General features: G+C 36.9%; 14 protein-coding genes and 1 riboswitch. Of the genes, 8 read left to right on the top strand and 6 right to left on the bottom strand.

Going from position 1 to position 17,248, the window contains the following annotated elements; all coding sequences use genetic code 11:
• The first annotated feature begins 126 nt into the window (after window positions 1–126).
• Window positions 127–3,888 carry an AAA domain-containing protein gene (locus ACOJQI_RS02850; RefSeq protein WP_421383355.1) on the top strand — a complete coding sequence of 1,254 codons (3,762 nt, stop codon included), beginning with the start codon at window positions 127–129 and terminating at the stop codon, window positions 3,886–3,888.
• Between the two features lie 53 nt (window positions 3,889–3,941).
• Here the strand turns inward: ACOJQI_RS02850 and ACOJQI_RS02845 are convergent, their stop codons facing one another.
• A complete protein-coding gene (locus ACOJQI_RS02845) occupies window positions 3,942–5,708 on the bottom strand; it encodes a DUF262 domain-containing protein (protein ID WP_421383353.1) in 1,767 nt (588 codons plus the stop codon).
• A gap of 356 nt (window positions 5,709–6,064) precedes the next feature.
• Complete coding sequence (locus ACOJQI_RS02840; RefSeq protein WP_421383351.1) at window positions 6,065–6,868, bottom strand: DUF4839 domain-containing protein; 804 nt, start codon at window positions 6,866–6,868, stop codon at window positions 6,065–6,067.
• Between the two features lie 368 nt (window positions 6,869–7,236).
• Here ACOJQI_RS02840 and ACOJQI_RS02835 point away from each other — a divergent pair, with 368 nt between their 5' ends.
• The 4 genes from ACOJQI_RS02835 (at window position 7,237) to ACOJQI_RS02820 (ending at window position 10,104) form a co-directional block, all read left to right on the top strand.
• On the top strand, window positions 7,237–8,043 hold the full coding sequence (locus ACOJQI_RS02835; RefSeq protein WP_421383349.1) for a VOC family protein: 807 nt from the start codon (window positions 7,237–7,239) through the stop codon (window positions 8,041–8,043).
• Window positions 8,044–8,259: 216 nt separating this feature from the next.
• Window positions 8,260–8,976 carry a hypothetical protein gene (locus ACOJQI_RS02830; protein WP_421383348.1) on the top strand — a complete coding sequence of 239 codons (717 nt, stop codon included), beginning with the start codon at window positions 8,260–8,262 and terminating at the stop codon, window positions 8,974–8,976.
• A 24-nt stretch (window positions 8,977–9,000) separates the two neighbouring features.
• Window positions 9,001–9,387, top strand: coding sequence for a hypothetical protein (locus tag ACOJQI_RS02825; protein WP_421383346.1), 387 nt, complete (start codon window positions 9,001–9,003; stop codon window positions 9,385–9,387).
• Between the two features lie 15 nt (window positions 9,388–9,402).
• A complete protein-coding gene (locus tag ACOJQI_RS02820) occupies window positions 9,403–10,104 on the top strand; it encodes a hypothetical protein (protein ID WP_421383344.1) in 702 nt (233 codons plus the stop codon).
• Window positions 10,105–10,136: 32 nt separating this feature from the next.
• Here the strand turns inward: ACOJQI_RS02820 and ACOJQI_RS02815 are convergent, their stop codons facing one another.
• From ACOJQI_RS02815 to ACOJQI_RS02800, 4 genes are all read right to left on the bottom strand, one after another.
• On the bottom strand, window positions 10,137–10,898 hold the full coding sequence (locus tag ACOJQI_RS02815; protein ID WP_421383342.1) for a Cthe_2314 family HEPN domain-containing protein: 762 nt from the start codon (window positions 10,896–10,898) through the stop codon (window positions 10,137–10,139).
• 340 nt (window positions 10,899–11,238) lie between these two features.
• Window positions 11,239–11,982, bottom strand: coding sequence for an amino acid ABC transporter ATP-binding protein (locus tag ACOJQI_RS02810; protein ID WP_421383340.1), 744 nt, complete (start codon window positions 11,980–11,982; stop codon window positions 11,239–11,241).
• Window positions 11,983–11,996: 14 nt separating this feature from the next.
• On the bottom strand, window positions 11,997–12,680 hold the full coding sequence (locus tag ACOJQI_RS02805) for an amino acid ABC transporter permease (RefSeq protein WP_421383338.1): 684 nt from the start codon (window positions 12,678–12,680) through the stop codon (window positions 11,997–11,999).
• Window positions 12,681–12,787: 107 nt separating this feature from the next.
• On the bottom strand, window positions 12,788–13,633 hold the full coding sequence (locus ACOJQI_RS02800; protein WP_421383336.1) for a transporter substrate-binding domain-containing protein: 846 nt from the start codon (window positions 13,631–13,633) through the stop codon (window positions 12,788–12,790).
• Window positions 13,634–13,784: 151 nt separating this feature from the next.
• Window positions 13,785–13,890, bottom strand: a riboswitch (SAM riboswitch).
• A gap of 180 nt (window positions 13,891–14,070) precedes the next feature.
• On the opposite strand from ACOJQI_RS02800, the gene ACOJQI_RS02795 reads away from it, so the two are divergent.
• The 3 genes from ACOJQI_RS02795 (at window position 14,071) to ACOJQI_RS02785 (ending at window position 17,199) form a co-directional block, all read left to right on the top strand.
• Window positions 14,071–14,901: a nuclease-related domain-containing protein gene (locus tag ACOJQI_RS02795; RefSeq protein ID WP_421383334.1), complete on the top strand. Its 831-nt coding sequence runs from the start codon at window positions 14,071–14,073 to the stop codon at window positions 14,899–14,901.
• A 244-nt stretch (window positions 14,902–15,145) separates the two neighbouring features.
• Window positions 15,146–16,111: a quinone oxidoreductase family protein gene (locus ACOJQI_RS02790; RefSeq protein ID WP_421383332.1), complete on the top strand. Its 966-nt coding sequence runs from the start codon at window positions 15,146–15,148 to the stop codon at window positions 16,109–16,111.
• A gap of 152 nt (window positions 16,112–16,263) precedes the next feature.
• On the top strand, window positions 16,264–17,199 hold the full coding sequence (locus tag ACOJQI_RS02785; RefSeq protein WP_421383330.1) for a hypothetical protein: 936 nt from the start codon (window positions 16,264–16,266) through the stop codon (window positions 17,197–17,199).
• Window positions 17,200–17,248 lie beyond the last annotated feature (49 nt).

Below are 17,248 nucleotides of genomic sequence, written 5' to 3'. Positions count from 1 at the left end.
AATAGTTATATATTCATAGCTCTTTTGTTATAATGATGATAAGTATTTATTACATTTTTTTCTATATTTCGACAGAAAGTTCACATAAATACGTAAAAAGCTAAAACGATAAAATGAGGTTATCTAATGAGAGAACAATTAATACACATGCGGGACAAATTGAATAATATCAGCAGAAGAAACCGCTCAATTCGTCTATTGAAACTCTATAATAAATGGAGCTTTGACTTAACTGAGCTGGATAAAATAAGTGATGAAAAAGTAAGCCCCAAAATTGTAGAAAAGATTGTTAAACAATCTAAAAGTGACATTACCCTTTTCAAGCCTTCAATGGATAAGGATGAAACCATGATTCTATCCAAAAAACTCACAGACCTTTCTCGAAATATGAGAGGAATAGAAGAGGAAACAGGAGTCCATGATTTCTACTTGGGGTTTCCTTTCATTTCAGGTACTCTTCAAGACGGGACATTTTTTCAAGCTCCCCTATTTCTGTATCCCATCCGTTTGGAAAAGAATAATGTTAATTCACAAAAATGGATCGTTCGTTTAGATGAGGGCGAACCTCAATTAAACAGGACTTTGTTTCTTGCTTTTAAAAAGTTGAACAACTTATCTTTTACGGAAGATTTTTTCGAACAAGGTGCAAGCCTCTCAACCACACTGGACTACGAAAGCTGGATAAGCTTTTTAAAAGAGTATGATTTGAACGTTCAACATACAGAGACAGGAATCAAAAAACTTACTCAATTTAAAAAAGATGAAATCCCCGAAATAGCAAATCTAACTATATTGGAAAATGCCATCATAGGTAACTTCCCACAAGGCGGCTCTTCATTAGTAAAGGATTATGAAATGCTAATTGAAAAAGTTGAAGAAGGAGGCGGCCTTTCACTTGCTGGTGAACTAATTAATCCAGAAGCGAATTCTGAAAGAAATGAGGAGTTTGCTGAATCGGAAGAAATAGATACTAGTCAACCTCAAAGTGAACCTGATATCCTAAATCTCCTTAAAGCAGACGGATCCCAAGAGGAGATTTTAAGAGAAGCCCGTTATCAAAAAGGGTTAGTTGTTCACGGACCACCCGGCACCGGGAAATCACAGGTGATTGTTAATCTAATCACTGATGCTTTACAGTTGGAGAAAAAAATCCTGGTCGTATGTCAAAAACGGGCAGCACTTGATGTCGTTTATCAGCGGCTGGACAGTTTGGGATTAAGCAATCACGTCGCCCTTGTACATGATGAAAAGCAGGATAGAAAAAAGTTATATACGAAATTATCATCTGTCTTAGACCAAAATGAAATTACACATGAAGAAGCTGTGAATATGTTAGCCTCCGCTTCTAACAAATTGAATAATCAAGAAGAGCTGCTGAATAGCATTGCCAAAGCTTTATATGAACAACAGGCTTATGGTTTTAGGTTATACGATTTATACGGTCTCGCAAATGCTGTAGGAGATACCACACAAATCATCGAGCTATCTAATATCTTAGATTCCTTAAACCGTGAGGAATTGGATAGCATGTCTGAAAGTGTTTATACCTATGCGGAATGGTACGACCAGTTTGGATCTGAAGACTATATCCTTAAGCATCGTAAAAGTTTCGCCTCAATGGATATGAAAGAAAAGCTGCAGGCTATAGAACTGCTGAACGGTGTACTTGAAAAAGCGAGAAATTCTGTAAGCTACCTGGAGTCACTTGATCATGAAAAAATTACTCCTGCCTATACATGGATGATTGAAAACAAGCTAGATAAGGTTTATCCGGATTTAGATGACAGCAATCAGCGTACACTGCAGGGTCTGAGATTATGGTGGTGGACATCTTTTTCAGGAAAGTCTATCTTAGAGGAACTTTTAAATGGAGATAAGTTCAAGGGAACAAACTCGACTGAATGGTTAGAGATTAGGAAATCACTCATTACCATGCATCAACTTGCAAAAGAAACAAAACAAATGTCTGATGAAATAGACAAGCTCAATAAGTATATAAACGATGAAAAAATCAAGGAATTCAAGACCAGGATTTCTGAAGGAGATATTCCTCTTAAAGAACTCGACCAAATCACGGAATATTTCCATCGGGATTTTGAGGAATTGCAACAAATGGACAGCTATTGGGCACGATGCTCTGAAAACGTTAAAGATGTGATTTTAAAGCTGCAGAGTAAAACCAATCATACAGAGATGTCTCTTCCAGACTTCTGGGTGGACTTATTCAGGAATTCAGCTTACGTCCATTGGATTGATCAAACTGAAAAGAAATATCCACAGGTACAAAAAGTATCAACCAGTGAATTCCAAAGAATCAGGGAATCATTTGCTCAATTAATTGAAGAAAGAAGAACAGTCGCAACACAGTACCTTATTCACTCTCTAACTAAAAGTGTAGATTTTGTACAGTCTACACATCCAAAAAAGGTGAAAGAGCTTAAACACCAAGTCGGCAAAAAGAGAATGATCTGGTCCTTAAGAAAACTTGTTAACCAATTTGCCGGCCAGGGGCTTGTTGATATTATGCCTGTTTGGCTTGCTTCACCAGAAATAGTTTCATCAATTTTCCCACTTGAAGAGGGATTATTCGATTTAGTTATATTTGATGAAGCTTCACAATGTACAGTAGAGAACGGAATTCCTGCTGTTTACAGGGCAAAACAGCTAGTCATTGCAGGGGATGAAAAGCAGCTCCCTCCTTTCAACATGTTCCAATCTTCAGCAAGCAGTGATGATGAGGATGAAGAACCTGAATTCGATACTGATGAATCAATCAGTCTGCTAAATCTTTCGAAGAGGAGATTTCCAGAGAAAATATTACAGTGGCATTATAGATCGAAATACGAAGAGTTAATCAACTTTTCCAATCATGCCTTTTATAACGGTCATGTCCAGATTGCTCCGAACGTAATTCCTTTTAAAAATCCACCTGCAATTCAATGGAAAAAGGTAAACGGCAGATGGATTAATCAGTCGAATGAAATGGAAGCTATTGAAATAGTGAAGGTATTAAAAGACTTGCTGGTTAATCAGCCTGGTAAAACCGTAGGAATCATCACCTTTAACTCTAAACAGCAATCTAAAATCATGGATATCATTGATAAAACAGCTGGCGAAGACGAAGAATTCAATGTTCTTTATCAGCAAGTTATGTCAAAAGAGTTGGATGAAAGAATTTTTGTAAAGAATATTGAAAATGTCCAAGGGGATGAGCGGGACATTATCCTCTTCTCAATAGGCTATGCAAAAAATGAAGAAGGCAGGATTTATAACCGCTTCGGAATGCTGAACCAAAAGGGCGGAGAAAACAGACTAAATGTTGCCGTTACACGGGCAAAAGAAGGCATTATCGTTGTATCAAGTATCGAGCCTGAAGAACTTAATGTAACGAATACGGCCGAGCTTGGTCCAAAGCTTTTCAAATCATATCTTAAGTATTCAAAAGCAGTAGCCAGTTCACAGGTTGAGCAAATAAATGCAGTAATCCAGGAAATCAATGAAAATGTAAATACTCACGTGAAGCAGCAAGACCTACATTTTGATTCACCTTTCGAGGAACAAGTCTATAAACAGCTGAGAAACCTTGGGTATGAGGTTACCACTCAAGTAGGAATGTCAGGCTACCGAATAGATATGGCCATTGTACATCCTAACGATTCATCTAGATTTATTCTAGGAGTAGAGTGCGACGGCGCTATGTACCATAGTTCCCAGAACGCTAAGGAAAGGGACGTTTACCGCCAAGCCTTCCTCGAAAGCAGAGGCTGGACTATAGAAAGAATTTGGAGCAGAAACTGGTGGAAAAACCCGATTGCCGAAACCGAACGAATCGATCAGCGGGTTAAAGAATTGGTTAAGAGAGAGAAAATCACTGAAAAGATAATATAAAAAAAGTGCCGTATGAGTTTATGTTCATACGGCGCTTTTTTTGATTTAAATTATTAAATTAAACCTTTTCTCTTAAGCTCTTCAATTTGCTTTAATTCTTCAGCGGTTGGACTTGTAGATGGTTCCTCTCGAACAGGGAAATCCGATTGATTTAATCCCCAATCATTTAGTAAAATTAATAGCTCATCAGAAATCCTAATATCTCTTTCACGAATTTCATCTAACCCCCAATCATTATGGTGGTTAGACAGGTCAAGTAATAATTGCACCTCTGATTTCTCGTAACTGGCTTGTTTCTTTTTAAAGTATCCATTACTCGCAACAATGTTTAATTTTTTCTCAAAAGGAATCTTATTTCCTATATGTTCCACTAATTCTCTTACTTCTTCATCAGAATTGCTTGGAAAATAACTTGATTGCCATTTCTGAGGAAGTATATGCTCTATTTCCCATTTAACAGGAAGTAGTTTCTCTTGGCGTTGATAAGTAAGAATCTTTAATATCATACGGACAGTGTTACGGTGAGCCGTCTTAACCTTTCCTTTTAATTCCTGTTCATCCACTTTAGCAAAATCAAATACTGGCATAGGAGATCTAATGATTTCAGAGTTTAATTTCAAGATTCCTCGTTTTACAGCATTAATAGTTGGTGTGACTATATACTGCGCTGCTAAAACTGCGAGTAATTTCTTGAGAAATCTCAAAAATAGTTCTTCAAAATCTTGAGTACCCTGATATTTAAGATAGTAAATTACTACAGGATACTTCCAAAATTCATTTGGATACGAAGATAATCCATCTAGCACTTGGATAATTTTATTATTTTTTGACCAAACTTCTCCCTCAATCTCTACACGATTATTAATTACAATCCATAAATTAAGAATCCTATTTAGATTTTTCATTACGTCTTTCTTATATAACTGCTCAAAATTATTTCTAGAATAGTACTTTCTTATTCCTGGTGTAGTTGTATTTTTATCTTTGTCTAAGGCTCTTAAATAAAACATATAATAGTAAAATAATTTTTGAATACTCTCATTGGCATTAATTGCTTCTGCATCTAGTTGTTGCCACTGTTCAATAAAAGCCCCTTTCCCCTTATCATCCAATTGATTATAGATCTTCGCTTTAAATATATCTGCGTCGGATAAAGCTAGTCCCCTATCGTTCAAAGTGGAGAATATTGTTAACGCCGTATCCTGGGAATCTGCAGTAATGGGTAATAATATTGCTTTATTTAAAACATTCCGGATGAACCAAAAAAACAATTCGGGTTCATTTGTAGCATAATTATCTATAAGCTCTGTGAAAATTTTATAATTTAATGAATAGTTATCTTTCTCACCTTCTTTAATAGTACCTCTGGTAAGAATTTCTGCAAAGATTTGGTTTCCTTCATCCCTCATTACCCTTGATTCAATAAGCGTTTTTTCGTAATCAACCTCAGCAGTTAACTCATCTTGTTCCCACAATGCTGATTCAATTTGTCCTTTAAAATTCTTTACTTCTTTTGTTTCTGTCATTGAATTAAGTTTTGAATAAAGGGCACGAAGTAATAAAAATAAAGAAGTTATACGCTGTTGACCATCTATAATTTCCTGTTCATCGTTGTTTTCATAAGATACAATTGTTCCTAGAAAATAAGTACTTTCGTTCTGATTTTTCGTGTATTCCACTAAATCATCAAAGAGAGTCTGGACTTGTTCGTCAGACCACGCATATGGACGTTGATACTCAGGGATAATGAATTTATTAACTTTTCCTGTTTCCAACAATTGTTTGACACTCTGTTTGTTCACTTCGATTGTCGTAGCCATTGTCTATTCTCCGTTCTATATTTTTACTTATTTAACTGTTTTTTAAGATTAACTCATTCTAGCTCATCTGGTCCCTTGTACCGATACATCGTATACAGCCAGTTAAGTAAAGCGGTATAATTTCTGCTGCTACATTAAGCTTTAGAATTTCCATAAACTACGGAAAGAAAAATAGTATTCATAACAACTTTGTGCTAACTAATGATACAATTTTTTATGATGTTTCTAAATGAGATTTTTAATTAATTTTTGCATCAGTATAGTACTTTTTTAAGGTATCTAATTCCCTCAACCAAGTCAGCTGGCTAAATGCTTATTTTGCACCTAAACTTGGCTCTTCCACACTTCAATAAATTTCATCTTATTTCAGTAGAAACCGGATCAAGGAAGAATAGCCCAGAGGTTTCATTGTATTCCTCAACCACAGCAGTGATATGGAGATTTTGTCCCACCCCAATAGTTTCTGGTATTTCAGAACCAGTAAGATGTAAATCAAAAACACTGACATCTTCGAACTTAAAATTAGGTCCACTAAAAGTTGTTTCACTATAATCACCAGCAAAAATCATAAAGTTATATCTTGTTTTATAATTATCATGTTTTACCATATATGCAATATTTCCATCAAATTCTATAGTTCTACCAGTATATTTTTTCGCAAAATTCCCGATAATGGGATCAAATTCATCCTTGACTGCCAATACAGCTGCAAGTTCTTCATTATTATTCACAGTTAATACTTCCTCATTAATTTCCTCAGCAGTATCATTGGTTGATTGTTCATCTGTCTCAGAATTCTCTTCATTAGTAGTTTTGGTGTCGGTTACCTCTTCTTCTGGAAATGTGTGATATGTAATAAGTATTTTGGAATCTTTTTGAAAACTATCACTCGCGGTAAATTCAGTATTTCCATTAATCTCTATTTGTTCAATTTCTCCATCCTTTGTCAGCCAACCAGTAATTAAATCATCCAATACTTTAGTCTCAATATTAGTAAATCCTGTTTCTTCTAATTCCGAAAGGACTGTTTGATAGTTTTCTCCAACTAACTCATCTGAAGATTTGCTTACTTTTAACACATTGGGATCCTGTTCATCAGAACATGCTGCAATACTAAACACTGCAACCATGAAACAAAGGAATAATAGAAGTTTTCTCACAATGTCGTCCCCCTTAAATTATGTATAAAACTTATTTATTGTTGCTTTCCACTCACCTTTTCCTAATTATACCATCAGGTAAATCGTAATAGGGGTATACTTTTCAGAAGGTTATAATATCTTCAACTTCCATCTACACCTCTAATTACTTCTAAGCAAACCAACTAAATTCTCTTTATCCCATCAGAAAATGGCTCTTTTTTCTACGTTCAGTAATACAATTTGTTAGTGAGAAAAGGATAAAAGGCGCATCAGCAGCCCCTCCCTCCTCTTGTTAATGTCATAGAGACAGAGCACATACACTCAGGTCCTTCTTGTAAACCTGTTAAAATAGAATCACATCACTATACAGAAACGAGGGATAGAAAATGACCACACTTGCCTTTGATCATCTTGTTCACTTTTCATCTGATCCTACATCAGCCAAGAAAACGATGCTACAGCATGGCATTCAGGTTAATGAGGGTGGGAAGCATGAAAACTGGGGGACTTATAACACGCTTGCTTATTTTGGTTTAGGTTATATCGAGTGGCTCGGAATTCAAGAACCATCTGTTTCCATGCAGGTTGACGATAACCCGCTGATTCAACAGCTTGTCGCTGAGCTGCCTTTGGGAGACCATCCGGGGAGGATTGCTCTCAGGACGAATAACATGGATCAACTTGCTGTCGAGCTTAAAGAGAAAGGTCTGAAACTTCATGGACCTGTCAAAGGGTCCCGGTTAACGGACAGTGGAGAACTTTTGCAATGGTCCATGCTGTTTATCGAGGAGGAGCATCCAACACTTCCCCTTCCCTTCTTCATCCAATGGGGAGAAGATGATGTGGTTAGGAGAGAGAAACTGAAGGTATTCTCCAGCCATCCAGCCGGCTCTCTTCAAGTAAAGGATGTGTTGTTAGCAGTTGAAAATTTGGGTGATACCCTTTCCAGATGGTCTTCTCTTTTCGATCTGCAAATCGGAGAGGCGTTTATAAATGAGGAATGGGGTGCAAAATGCCAGCGCCTAAACATGCCGCACGGAAACCTGTTGTTTTGTACACCTGTCGAAGATGGCGTTATTAAAGATTTCCTCAATGCATTTGGCGAAAGACCCTTTGGCCTTCAGCTTGAAAACGGACGCCAGAACCAGTCCTTCCACTTACAGGGAGGAATATATGAGATTAGCAAAGAGTGATTGGAGAGGGTGAACCAAAGAGGGACAGAGGTTTCACCTGTCCCAATGTATTTTAAACAAACGTTTGATTAATTATACACTCGCTTTATTCCGAATTAAACCAACTAAAATCCAAAATAAAATTCAATGTAACAGTCCCATGATTCTATCAAAATTGCACTTTATATTTAATTGATTGGATACACTTTATTTATAGAAAAATATTGGAGGTTCCAAATGGATATAAGAGAAGACATTGATTCTTACATAAGAGCAATGGAGGAGATTCAAGTTTCAATAATTCAACTTCAAGGAGAAAGGTACTTGAAGAATCACCAAAAGACTTTACTTTTTAGTCTTTTAGAGACTATTTCCAATGGTGTGTATGGAAACGGACTCCGAAATGTAGATAGATTTAAAAAATTCATCATGGAATTTTGTGAATGGGAAGACGCAACCAGAGTAAGCCTTCAACAATTGGCACTCTTACTTGAAAACACTCAAGAACCAGAATATCGAAGATTAAAAGATCATGTTTCCGAAGGGATAGAAGATTATCCTCCTGCAAGTGCAGCTCCATTTAGTTGTGACTCTACTATTGAAGAAATAAAAGCACTAATGCCAAGAGGTGAACCAGTAATAAATGGTGTGGACATACACAGTCTTACCCACGTAAATCTCTTGTGGAAATACCGCAACAGTTTGGTACATGAAGCAAGGTCAATTGGTTCAACAGAGTTATTCGACCATACTGACTACCCTCATTATGTTCATTTTACAATGTTAGAGAAAGACGGGGAATGGGAAGTTTGGAAAATCTCTTATCCTATTATGTTTTTTAATAACCTCGTGGAGAGAGCATTAAAAAATGTTAGAGTGCATTGTGTCGAAAGGGAGTTTGATCCAAGACAGAACTATGACTTTGGAGAACTTTGGATAAAACCAAGGCAATAAATATAGTAAAAGGAGTTGTTTTTAATGTTCAAGAAACTGTTTGGAATAAAGGACGAAAGTAAAAGCAAGTCCCCAAAAGCACCTATAAACACACCAAAGAAAAACTCATGTTTTAATACTCAAGTGGATAGAAACCTAAAAGGTAAAGAACTTGAAAGCCAGGGTAAGGTTGAAGAAGCAAAACTACTATATCTTCAAAATGTCAATGAAGGGTTTGAAGGAAACCACCCTTATGATCGACTTGCAATTATTTATAGAAAAGAAAAAGCGTATGACAATGAAATTGAGGTTTTGGAAAAAGCAATCAATATTTTCGAGAAAAAAGTAAATAACCAAAGGGCAGATAGACAACCAAAGTTGGAACGATTTAAAAAGAGACTTGAAGACGTGAAAAAGAAAGTCTCTCAATAAGAAAGGAAATATGTTATGAATGATATTCTTACCACGGTTCTGACAAGTGGGTTTACAACAGCAATTGTTTTAGCATTATATAGACATTTTTTAAGTAGAAATATTGAATCATTCAAGAGTAACTTATTGTTTGACTCACAAAGGAAGGTTCATGATTTCCAACTTTTCACCACAAAGAAACATGAGACATATCCAAAGTTGTACGGTTTGTTCTACAAATCAACAGATTCTATTTTAACTGTTACTAGCTGGTTCCAAGAGTATCCTTCATTTGTGGAATACTCAAAAACAGATTTAGAAAATTATCTAAGCAAGCATGAACTGTTAGAAACTGATAAAAATAGAATCCTTTCTCTTTGGGAATCAGACAAACGAAAAATGCAAAGTGAATTGCACACTCTCATTCAACATAAAATGTTTTCTGAAGCAGACATTTTAAGAGTTGACGCTTATAGATTGTTTAGTGAATCGTTACTTTATCAATCAGAAAACGTTGCTGAAATTGGTGAGAAAATTGTGCAGAAACAAAGACAGTTGCTTATAAATCATGATTGGTATAGACAAGAAGTTGAGGTTAAAGAGAGAAAAGAAATCCGAGAACAAATTAAAGAAAACAAAGACACACTTGAAAAATTGAGGAGAGAACTATTAGAAACAATGAAAGCTGAACTAACAGTGGGGTATTATGAAGATCCTGAAATGAAATCAATAACTTGAAGCAAAGAGGAACCTCAATTGGCTCCTCTTTATTATTTAGTCGTTTTTTTAATTGGCAAGTGTTTATCAAGCACTTTAACTGTTGCTTTGATACCTCTAAGAAACCCAATCATTGCTGCTTTAATTTCACTTGAAGTTGTGTACTTTCCAACACCCAATATTTCAACGCCATTTATTTTTCTTATTCCAGAATCTTTATGGTATGGAGGGTAATTGTGTGCAATGTCATTTCTCATTTTGACACCAATTTGGAAGTCATCAGTGTATTTTACTTTGTTGAGGTCTTTGTACAATGGACGATTCACGTTCTTTAATTTAAAGATTGCACTGTTAAAACTCACTTGGTCTCGTGGATCGTCTTCTTTGATTTCAAAGTTATAAACTTTAAAAAGTAAATGTCCAATCGTCTCATATAACGTGTAAGACTTTAGAAAGAAGGTGTCCACAAAATAAGTGAAGTTATAGTGATTACTGTAATGTTCCTCATCAAAGTGTGGGTAATACTGAACTGATTGACCGTTTTTCCCAGGGGACATATACCATTCATCATCTGGAATCCCTTTGTAATAGTAAAACATTGTGTAACCAAAATTACGTTCCACCGAGAGCAACCTATTTTCTAATAGTCTTTCCCAATGTTGTGTGTCCCAATTATCTAAGTCCATAAAATGATCGTCTTCTTTTTGAAACATTCCTTTTGGAAGTTCAAAGTCTTTTAAAGGACTCTCTTTTGTACACTCTTTAAAATCAACTTCTGTTATTCCTTCAAAAGGACTGATATTGATTTCTCCCATATTACTCCCCATTTCTTTTGGTTTTCTGATTTAATAATAGTTCAACACACCAAATTATTCCAATGAAAATTCACACGTTCTTTTTACTCCGAATAGAACAACCTCAAGTCTTCTTAAATCTATGGACGAGGTGACAACTTGGAGAAGACTATGAATAATAAAGGCACTGAGGGACAGCTTCCTCGTCCCCCCGAAGACGTTTCTCTCTGTTTAAATACAGAGGATCGACTTTTAGGAGCTTCCTTGAAGGCTCATCAAAAAGTTTCGTATATCCGGCAGGGAGTTAGCTCATAAAACAAATATGGGGCAGTTCACCTAGCCCTGCCCCATAACCTCTAAATTATCTCACAAGTACTTTTTGTAAAAACTGCTTCGTCCGTTCTTCTTTCGGTGCGGTAAAAAGTTCACTGGGTTTTCCCTGCTCAACGATAAAACCGTCAGCGATAAAGATTACCCTGTCTGACACATCACGGGCAAACCCCATTTCATGTGTTACAATAATCATTGTTTGTCCTTCTTCAGATAACTCTTTTATTACTGTCAATACTTCGCCAACCAACTCCGGGTCAAGTGCAGATGTGGGTTCATCAAATAATAATACTTCAGGTTTTAAAGATAACATCCTGGCTATTGCAGCACGTTGCTTTTGCCCCCCGGATAGTTGATCAGGATAGTGATCTTTATGTTCTATCAATCCAACCTTCTGTAAAAGGATCTCGGCTTCCTCGACGACTTCAGCTTTCTTCCTTTTCTGAACCACCATGGGAGCCTCAATGATATTCTCCAGGACCGCCAAATGAGGGAATAGGTGAAAATGCTGAAAAACCATTCCCGAAAACTTTTGTATACTTCTTTTTTGCTGCTTAGACGGGGCTTTCCCCCTGAAGTCCACCTGTACATCACCAACCCCAAGAATTCCTGAGGTGGGGATTTCTAATAGATTCAGACATCGCAGCAATGTCGTTTTTCCAGAGCCGGACGGTCCAATAATACTGATAACTTCACCTTTTTCAATTTCTAATGAGATTGATTTGAGTACTTCATTATCCTTGAAATTTTTACGTAACTTTTCGATCTTAATCATGCGTAAACCTCCAATCAAGCTGAGACATAACGGTTTGCTTTTTTCTCAAGATAATCCTGTATGAGTGTTACTACTGTACACAATCCCCAATAAATTAACGCAACCAGAATGTATAACGTTAAACTCTCGTAGGTTTGGCCTACAACCACTTTGGCACGGTAAAACATTTCTGACACCGTGATGACCATAGCAAGTGAAGTGCCTTTAATAATATCCATGAACACACTTGAGAGTGGAGGCAGTGCTATTCTGGTGGCCTGTGGTAAAATGATACGCCTCATCGTTTGCCAATACGTCATCCGTAATGTTTCAGCGGCCTCCCATTGTCCTTTGGGAACGGACGAAATGGCCGATCTAATAACCTCTGCACTGTACGCCGAAAAATGAACACTAATTCCTACAATCGCTGCTGTCAGAGGCTTTAATTCAATACCGATCATTGGTAAGCCAAAATATAAAATAAATAGGATGACAAGCAGCGGGGTGCCACGCATGAAGGATATAAAAAGCCGACTGAGGATACTGAACACCCAAAACCTGCTCATTCTGGCCAAAGCAATAAACAAACCAAGAACTAATGAAACCGCCATACTCACAACAGAAATCATGATCGTGTACCATGCTCCTTCCAGGATGAAAGGGAGTGAGTCAAGAGCGATTTCAATATTAAATAAATATTCCCACTTAAAATCAGCCATGAAAAGAACTCCTTTTTAAGTTGATGTTAGATAGCCTTATCGTTATAGCAAAGAAACGATATTTTTCCTGAAACAAGCTAAACCCTCCTAAAAAAAGAAAGGAATCATTAAGATTCCTCATCGAGTTCAACCGGTTTAGAAACATCAGCACCAAAGAATTCAAGGGCTATTTCTTTCACTGTGCCGTCATCGATCATTTCTTGCAGCACTTTATTTAATTCCTCTTGCAGTTCCGGGCTGTCCTTTTGCATAACAAGAGCTCCAACGTTTGGTTCGAATTTTACATTTTCAGCAAGTTTCAGGTCCGGGTTATCAAACTGCTTTAAGTGTTGAATTAATACAAGGTAGTCATTAAGGGTTGCATCCACACGCCCATTTACGATTTCAGTAAGCACTGTATCAGAACCTGTGTAGACAATAACTTCTGCACCTTGTGATCTGGCAAATTCAGAATAGTTACTTGTGGCAGAGCCTCCGACTTTTTTCCCTTCTAAATCTTCCACTGTTTCAATGCCAGAACTGCCGTCTGCGCGAACGACCGCTGAACCGAAGGAATGTTTAATCGGAATCGTAAAGTCAAACTTCTCTTCGCGCTCTTCTGTGATCGTAAAGTCATTCGCTGCTATGTCAATCTGTCCATTTCTAAGTGCAGGCAAAAGTCCTTCGAATTCCATCGTCTTAAACTCTACCTCAAGTCCCAGTCTTTCACCAAGTTCTCTCACGACTTCCACATCAAAGCCTGTTAATTCTTTCGTATCTTCGTCAAAATATGTAACTGGATAATAAAGGCCTTCCGTTCCAACAACAAGCTTGCCGGATTCCTTAATTCGATCCCATGAACTTTGTTCGTCACCAGCTTTGTCAGATGACGCTGTACTTGTTTCATCACTGCCGCAAGCAGTAAAAAGAAACCCAATGGTTACAATAAAAAGTAATAAAGACAGTTTTTTCACGTTTTACATACCTTCCTTTTCTTATGAATTTACTTGGATTTAAAGTTAAAAATGACTTGAATCGAATCCGCTAACCCACTCCCTAACAAACAAAAAACCTCTTCAGGTAAGAAGAGGTTTGAATTCCTTTTTGAAAACATAAAAGGGGCTCTTCTTATCTACCAAGCTATCGCTTGCTGGAATTGGCACAGTACTCACCTATGAGTCCGCTGCCGAGGCATCCTAGGGCCATTTCCCTCCACCTCTCTTGATAAGATCAAAATCCATTATTTAACTGATGAAAATAATACCATCAATTTACCAATGCGTCAATAAGTTTATTGATTGGTTTACTTGGTTTTATGCGTTAAAGCATTATGCACCTGCATTACAAGATGTGGTTAAGATTTCCATAAAAAGTTACAATAAAGGTATATCAAACTAGCAAGGAGATACTCATGCTATTATTCCTAAACTTTTTAAAGAAGAAAAAGAACGAAGATAAACCAAAACAAGCTAATGTGACCAAGTCAAAACCCAAAAAAGCGAATGAACAGGTTGCTGCACGAAAAGGTGAAATAGGAGAATACAAGATTGATATTCAACTTGATCAGCTGCCAAAGGAATATCGTTACTTAAGCGATCTCCTCATTAAAAATCCCAAAGCAAAGTCAGGTTATTCACAAATTGACCATGTGGTAATAACTCCATACGGTATCTTTGCCATTGAAACTAAAAACTATCAAGGGACCATCTATGGCGGGAAAGAGCGTAAAACGTGGTTGGTTAATGGAAAGTTCAAAATGATGAACCCTTTTGTGCAAAATTACGGTCATATAAAAGCATTAACTTCACTTATTGATGAGAGGTACCATGATTTATTTATCTCCATGGTATCTTTTACAAAACGCTGTACGTTTAAAGTAGACTTAGACTACCGTAAAATAGCATCCAACGAAATTATCGTTTATGACATCGAGTTATCAGAATTTATCCATCGAAAAGTCTCAGTATTGAAAATACATTATAAAGAGCCTCTTCTAACTGAAAGTGACATCTTAACAATTTTCAATGCCTTTTCAAAAGCTAACATTACTGACCCGAGAGTTAGAGAAGAGCATAAACGTGCATTGAAGACGGATACGCCTGAAGAAAAGACAGCGTCTGGAGCTACTTGTTTGGTCTGCAATAAACCTGTTTCAGATAAAGTTAAAGCGTATTGTTTATCAAACAATACTTTCAAAGGTAAAGTCTTTTGCTATGAACATCAGAAGTCAGTTCAAAAATAGAATCATCATTAATTAAAAAGGGATTTGGGACAGTTACCTTCTGTCCCAAATCCCTTTTTAATCAAACGTTTGATTAATTCTACACTCGATTTATTCCGAACTAAACCAACTAAATTCCTTACTAAAGGTCCCAACCGCGTAAAGCTGATGTATTTGTTTTTGGACCTACTATAGGTTATCATCTGTGTAGAAAATCAGGTTCCACTATGTTAGTGAGAATAAGTTATATGAAAAGAGGTCTAGAATGAAAGCCTTAGTATTTGAACGATTTGGCGGTCCAGAGGTTTTAGAGTATAGAGAGATGGCTGACCCGACTATTGGGCCAAATGAAGTTCTTGTTCGAACAAAAGTAATCGGGTTGAATTTTGCAGATATTTATAGAAGAAAAGGAAATTATCATCTGACAGGGCAGCCTCCATACATATTGGGTTATGAAGGTGCTGGAATCGTTGAAGAAATCGGGAGTGAGATATCATCCGTTAAAATTGGTGACCGAATTGGGTTTGCTGATGTTCCTTTTGCTAATGCAGAACTTGCAGCTGTGCCAATAGAAAAAGCCATTCCGCTTCCGGATCGTATTTCTTTCGAGACTGCTGCATCCATTATGCTGCAGGGCTTAACGGCTCATTACCTCGTCCATGACAGCTACTCTGTTAAACCTGGAGATGTTGCCGTCATACATGCATCAGCAGGTGGAGTTGGACAACTATTAATTCAAATGGTCAATCTCCTTGGCGGAAAAGCAATAGGACTTACTTCTTCCAAGGATAAAGCAGAGATTGCTTTGAAAGCGGGAGCAGAAGAAGTATTCCTCTACAGCGAAAAGTGGCCAGACAAAATCTTGCAAGCAACTGATGGAAATGGAGCAGATGTCGTATTCGAATCAGTCGGTTCCACCTTATCAGAAAGTTTTTCTGCTACCAGAGTTGGCGGTACGGTTGTATTTTTTGGTATGGCCGGCGGCGACCCTCAACCCGTTGATCCTAGGATGTTAATGGATACTTCCAAGACCCTAACAGGCGGTGACCTTTGGAATGTCCTCACTTCAGGAACAGAAAGAATAAACCGTTCAAAGCAGCTTTTCAAGTGGATTGAGAATGAAGAATTAATCATACAGAACCCTGTCACCTTTAAGTTAAAAGACGGTCAAGAGGCTCATCGATTATTAGAAAGCCGCAGGAGTACAGGGAAGATATTATTAATACCATAGAATGAAGGAAGGAGAACATTAATTGGTTCTCCTTTTTATATTACACCCAGGATGATTTTTTGGAATTAGACCATACTGTGCAACATTAAATATTAATATTATTTTTAAAATGGAATATGGTTAAACAGAATGTTCTTGAAGGGGGAGTCTCATTGAAACGTTTTAAAAGGTGGGTCAATCGGAAATTCAATCAAAATCCTAACAAAAAAGTGACTCTAGTTATGGGTGCTCAATTTGAGCCGCAAAATTTTGGCCAACCAGTTGAGAGAAACCAAGTGTCCTTTATAAGGACTAGGGATGTCGAAAAATACTTTCGTCCTTCCACTCTCCCTATTAAAAATAGTCTTGTGAAGAATTATCAATTTTTTGATACCTATTATGAAAAAAGCTACAACGAAATTAACCTCCCTGCACAATTGACACGGACTCCTGACGAAACGATTTTAAACTATTTTAGTATTTTAAGAGAGGCAGAAAACCTTACTCCAAATCAAATGGGTGGGTGCGGAACTGTAGGGGAGGCGAAATTACCCTTTCCAATTGCTTATAATTTTTTCACTCAAGACTATCATAAAAGAGTTCCTTATGATGACTATGTTCAATCGTTTACTGGAATTGGACATCTCAATTTAATTAAGATGAACAGACTTCCTGATGAAAAAGACCTTGTTCATTATTTCATTGAGTTAGAAACCATCGAAGGATCCTCAAAAGATATCACCTATTTTGCGTATTATTACGGCTATATTCAATTAAAGAAAGTTCAAAGTCTGTATAAGATTGACCAAATGAAAGTGTACGGAGAGGACTTTTTATGTGCTGCTTATCACCTCTGGCAGCATGATGCGGAAGCAGTCGTTGGGATTATGTATGGACAGTGGTGCAAATTAATAAAAAAACAGATGCCCACCAAACAGGATGGTTACGTCAAAACCATTGATTTTACAGGGAATGATGGAGCTGATTATCGTTTTATATTTTATCAATTAACCAACGATACAGATGTCTTAATTTCTCAATATAAAAAGGATGCTGATGGAAACTGGCAATCCATTAAAATTGATCCTTACAAATGTATTAAAAACTAAGCACTTTATTAGTTAAATACAGTATTTACAACAAACCCTCTATCCCTCT

It is taken from the genome of Bacillus salacetis (assembly GCF_049177075.1).
Lineage (GTDB): Bacteria > Bacillota > Bacilli > Bacillales > Bacillaceae_B > Rossellomorea > Rossellomorea salacetis_A.
This window is presented reverse-complemented; position numbering and strand designations above follow the sequence as displayed.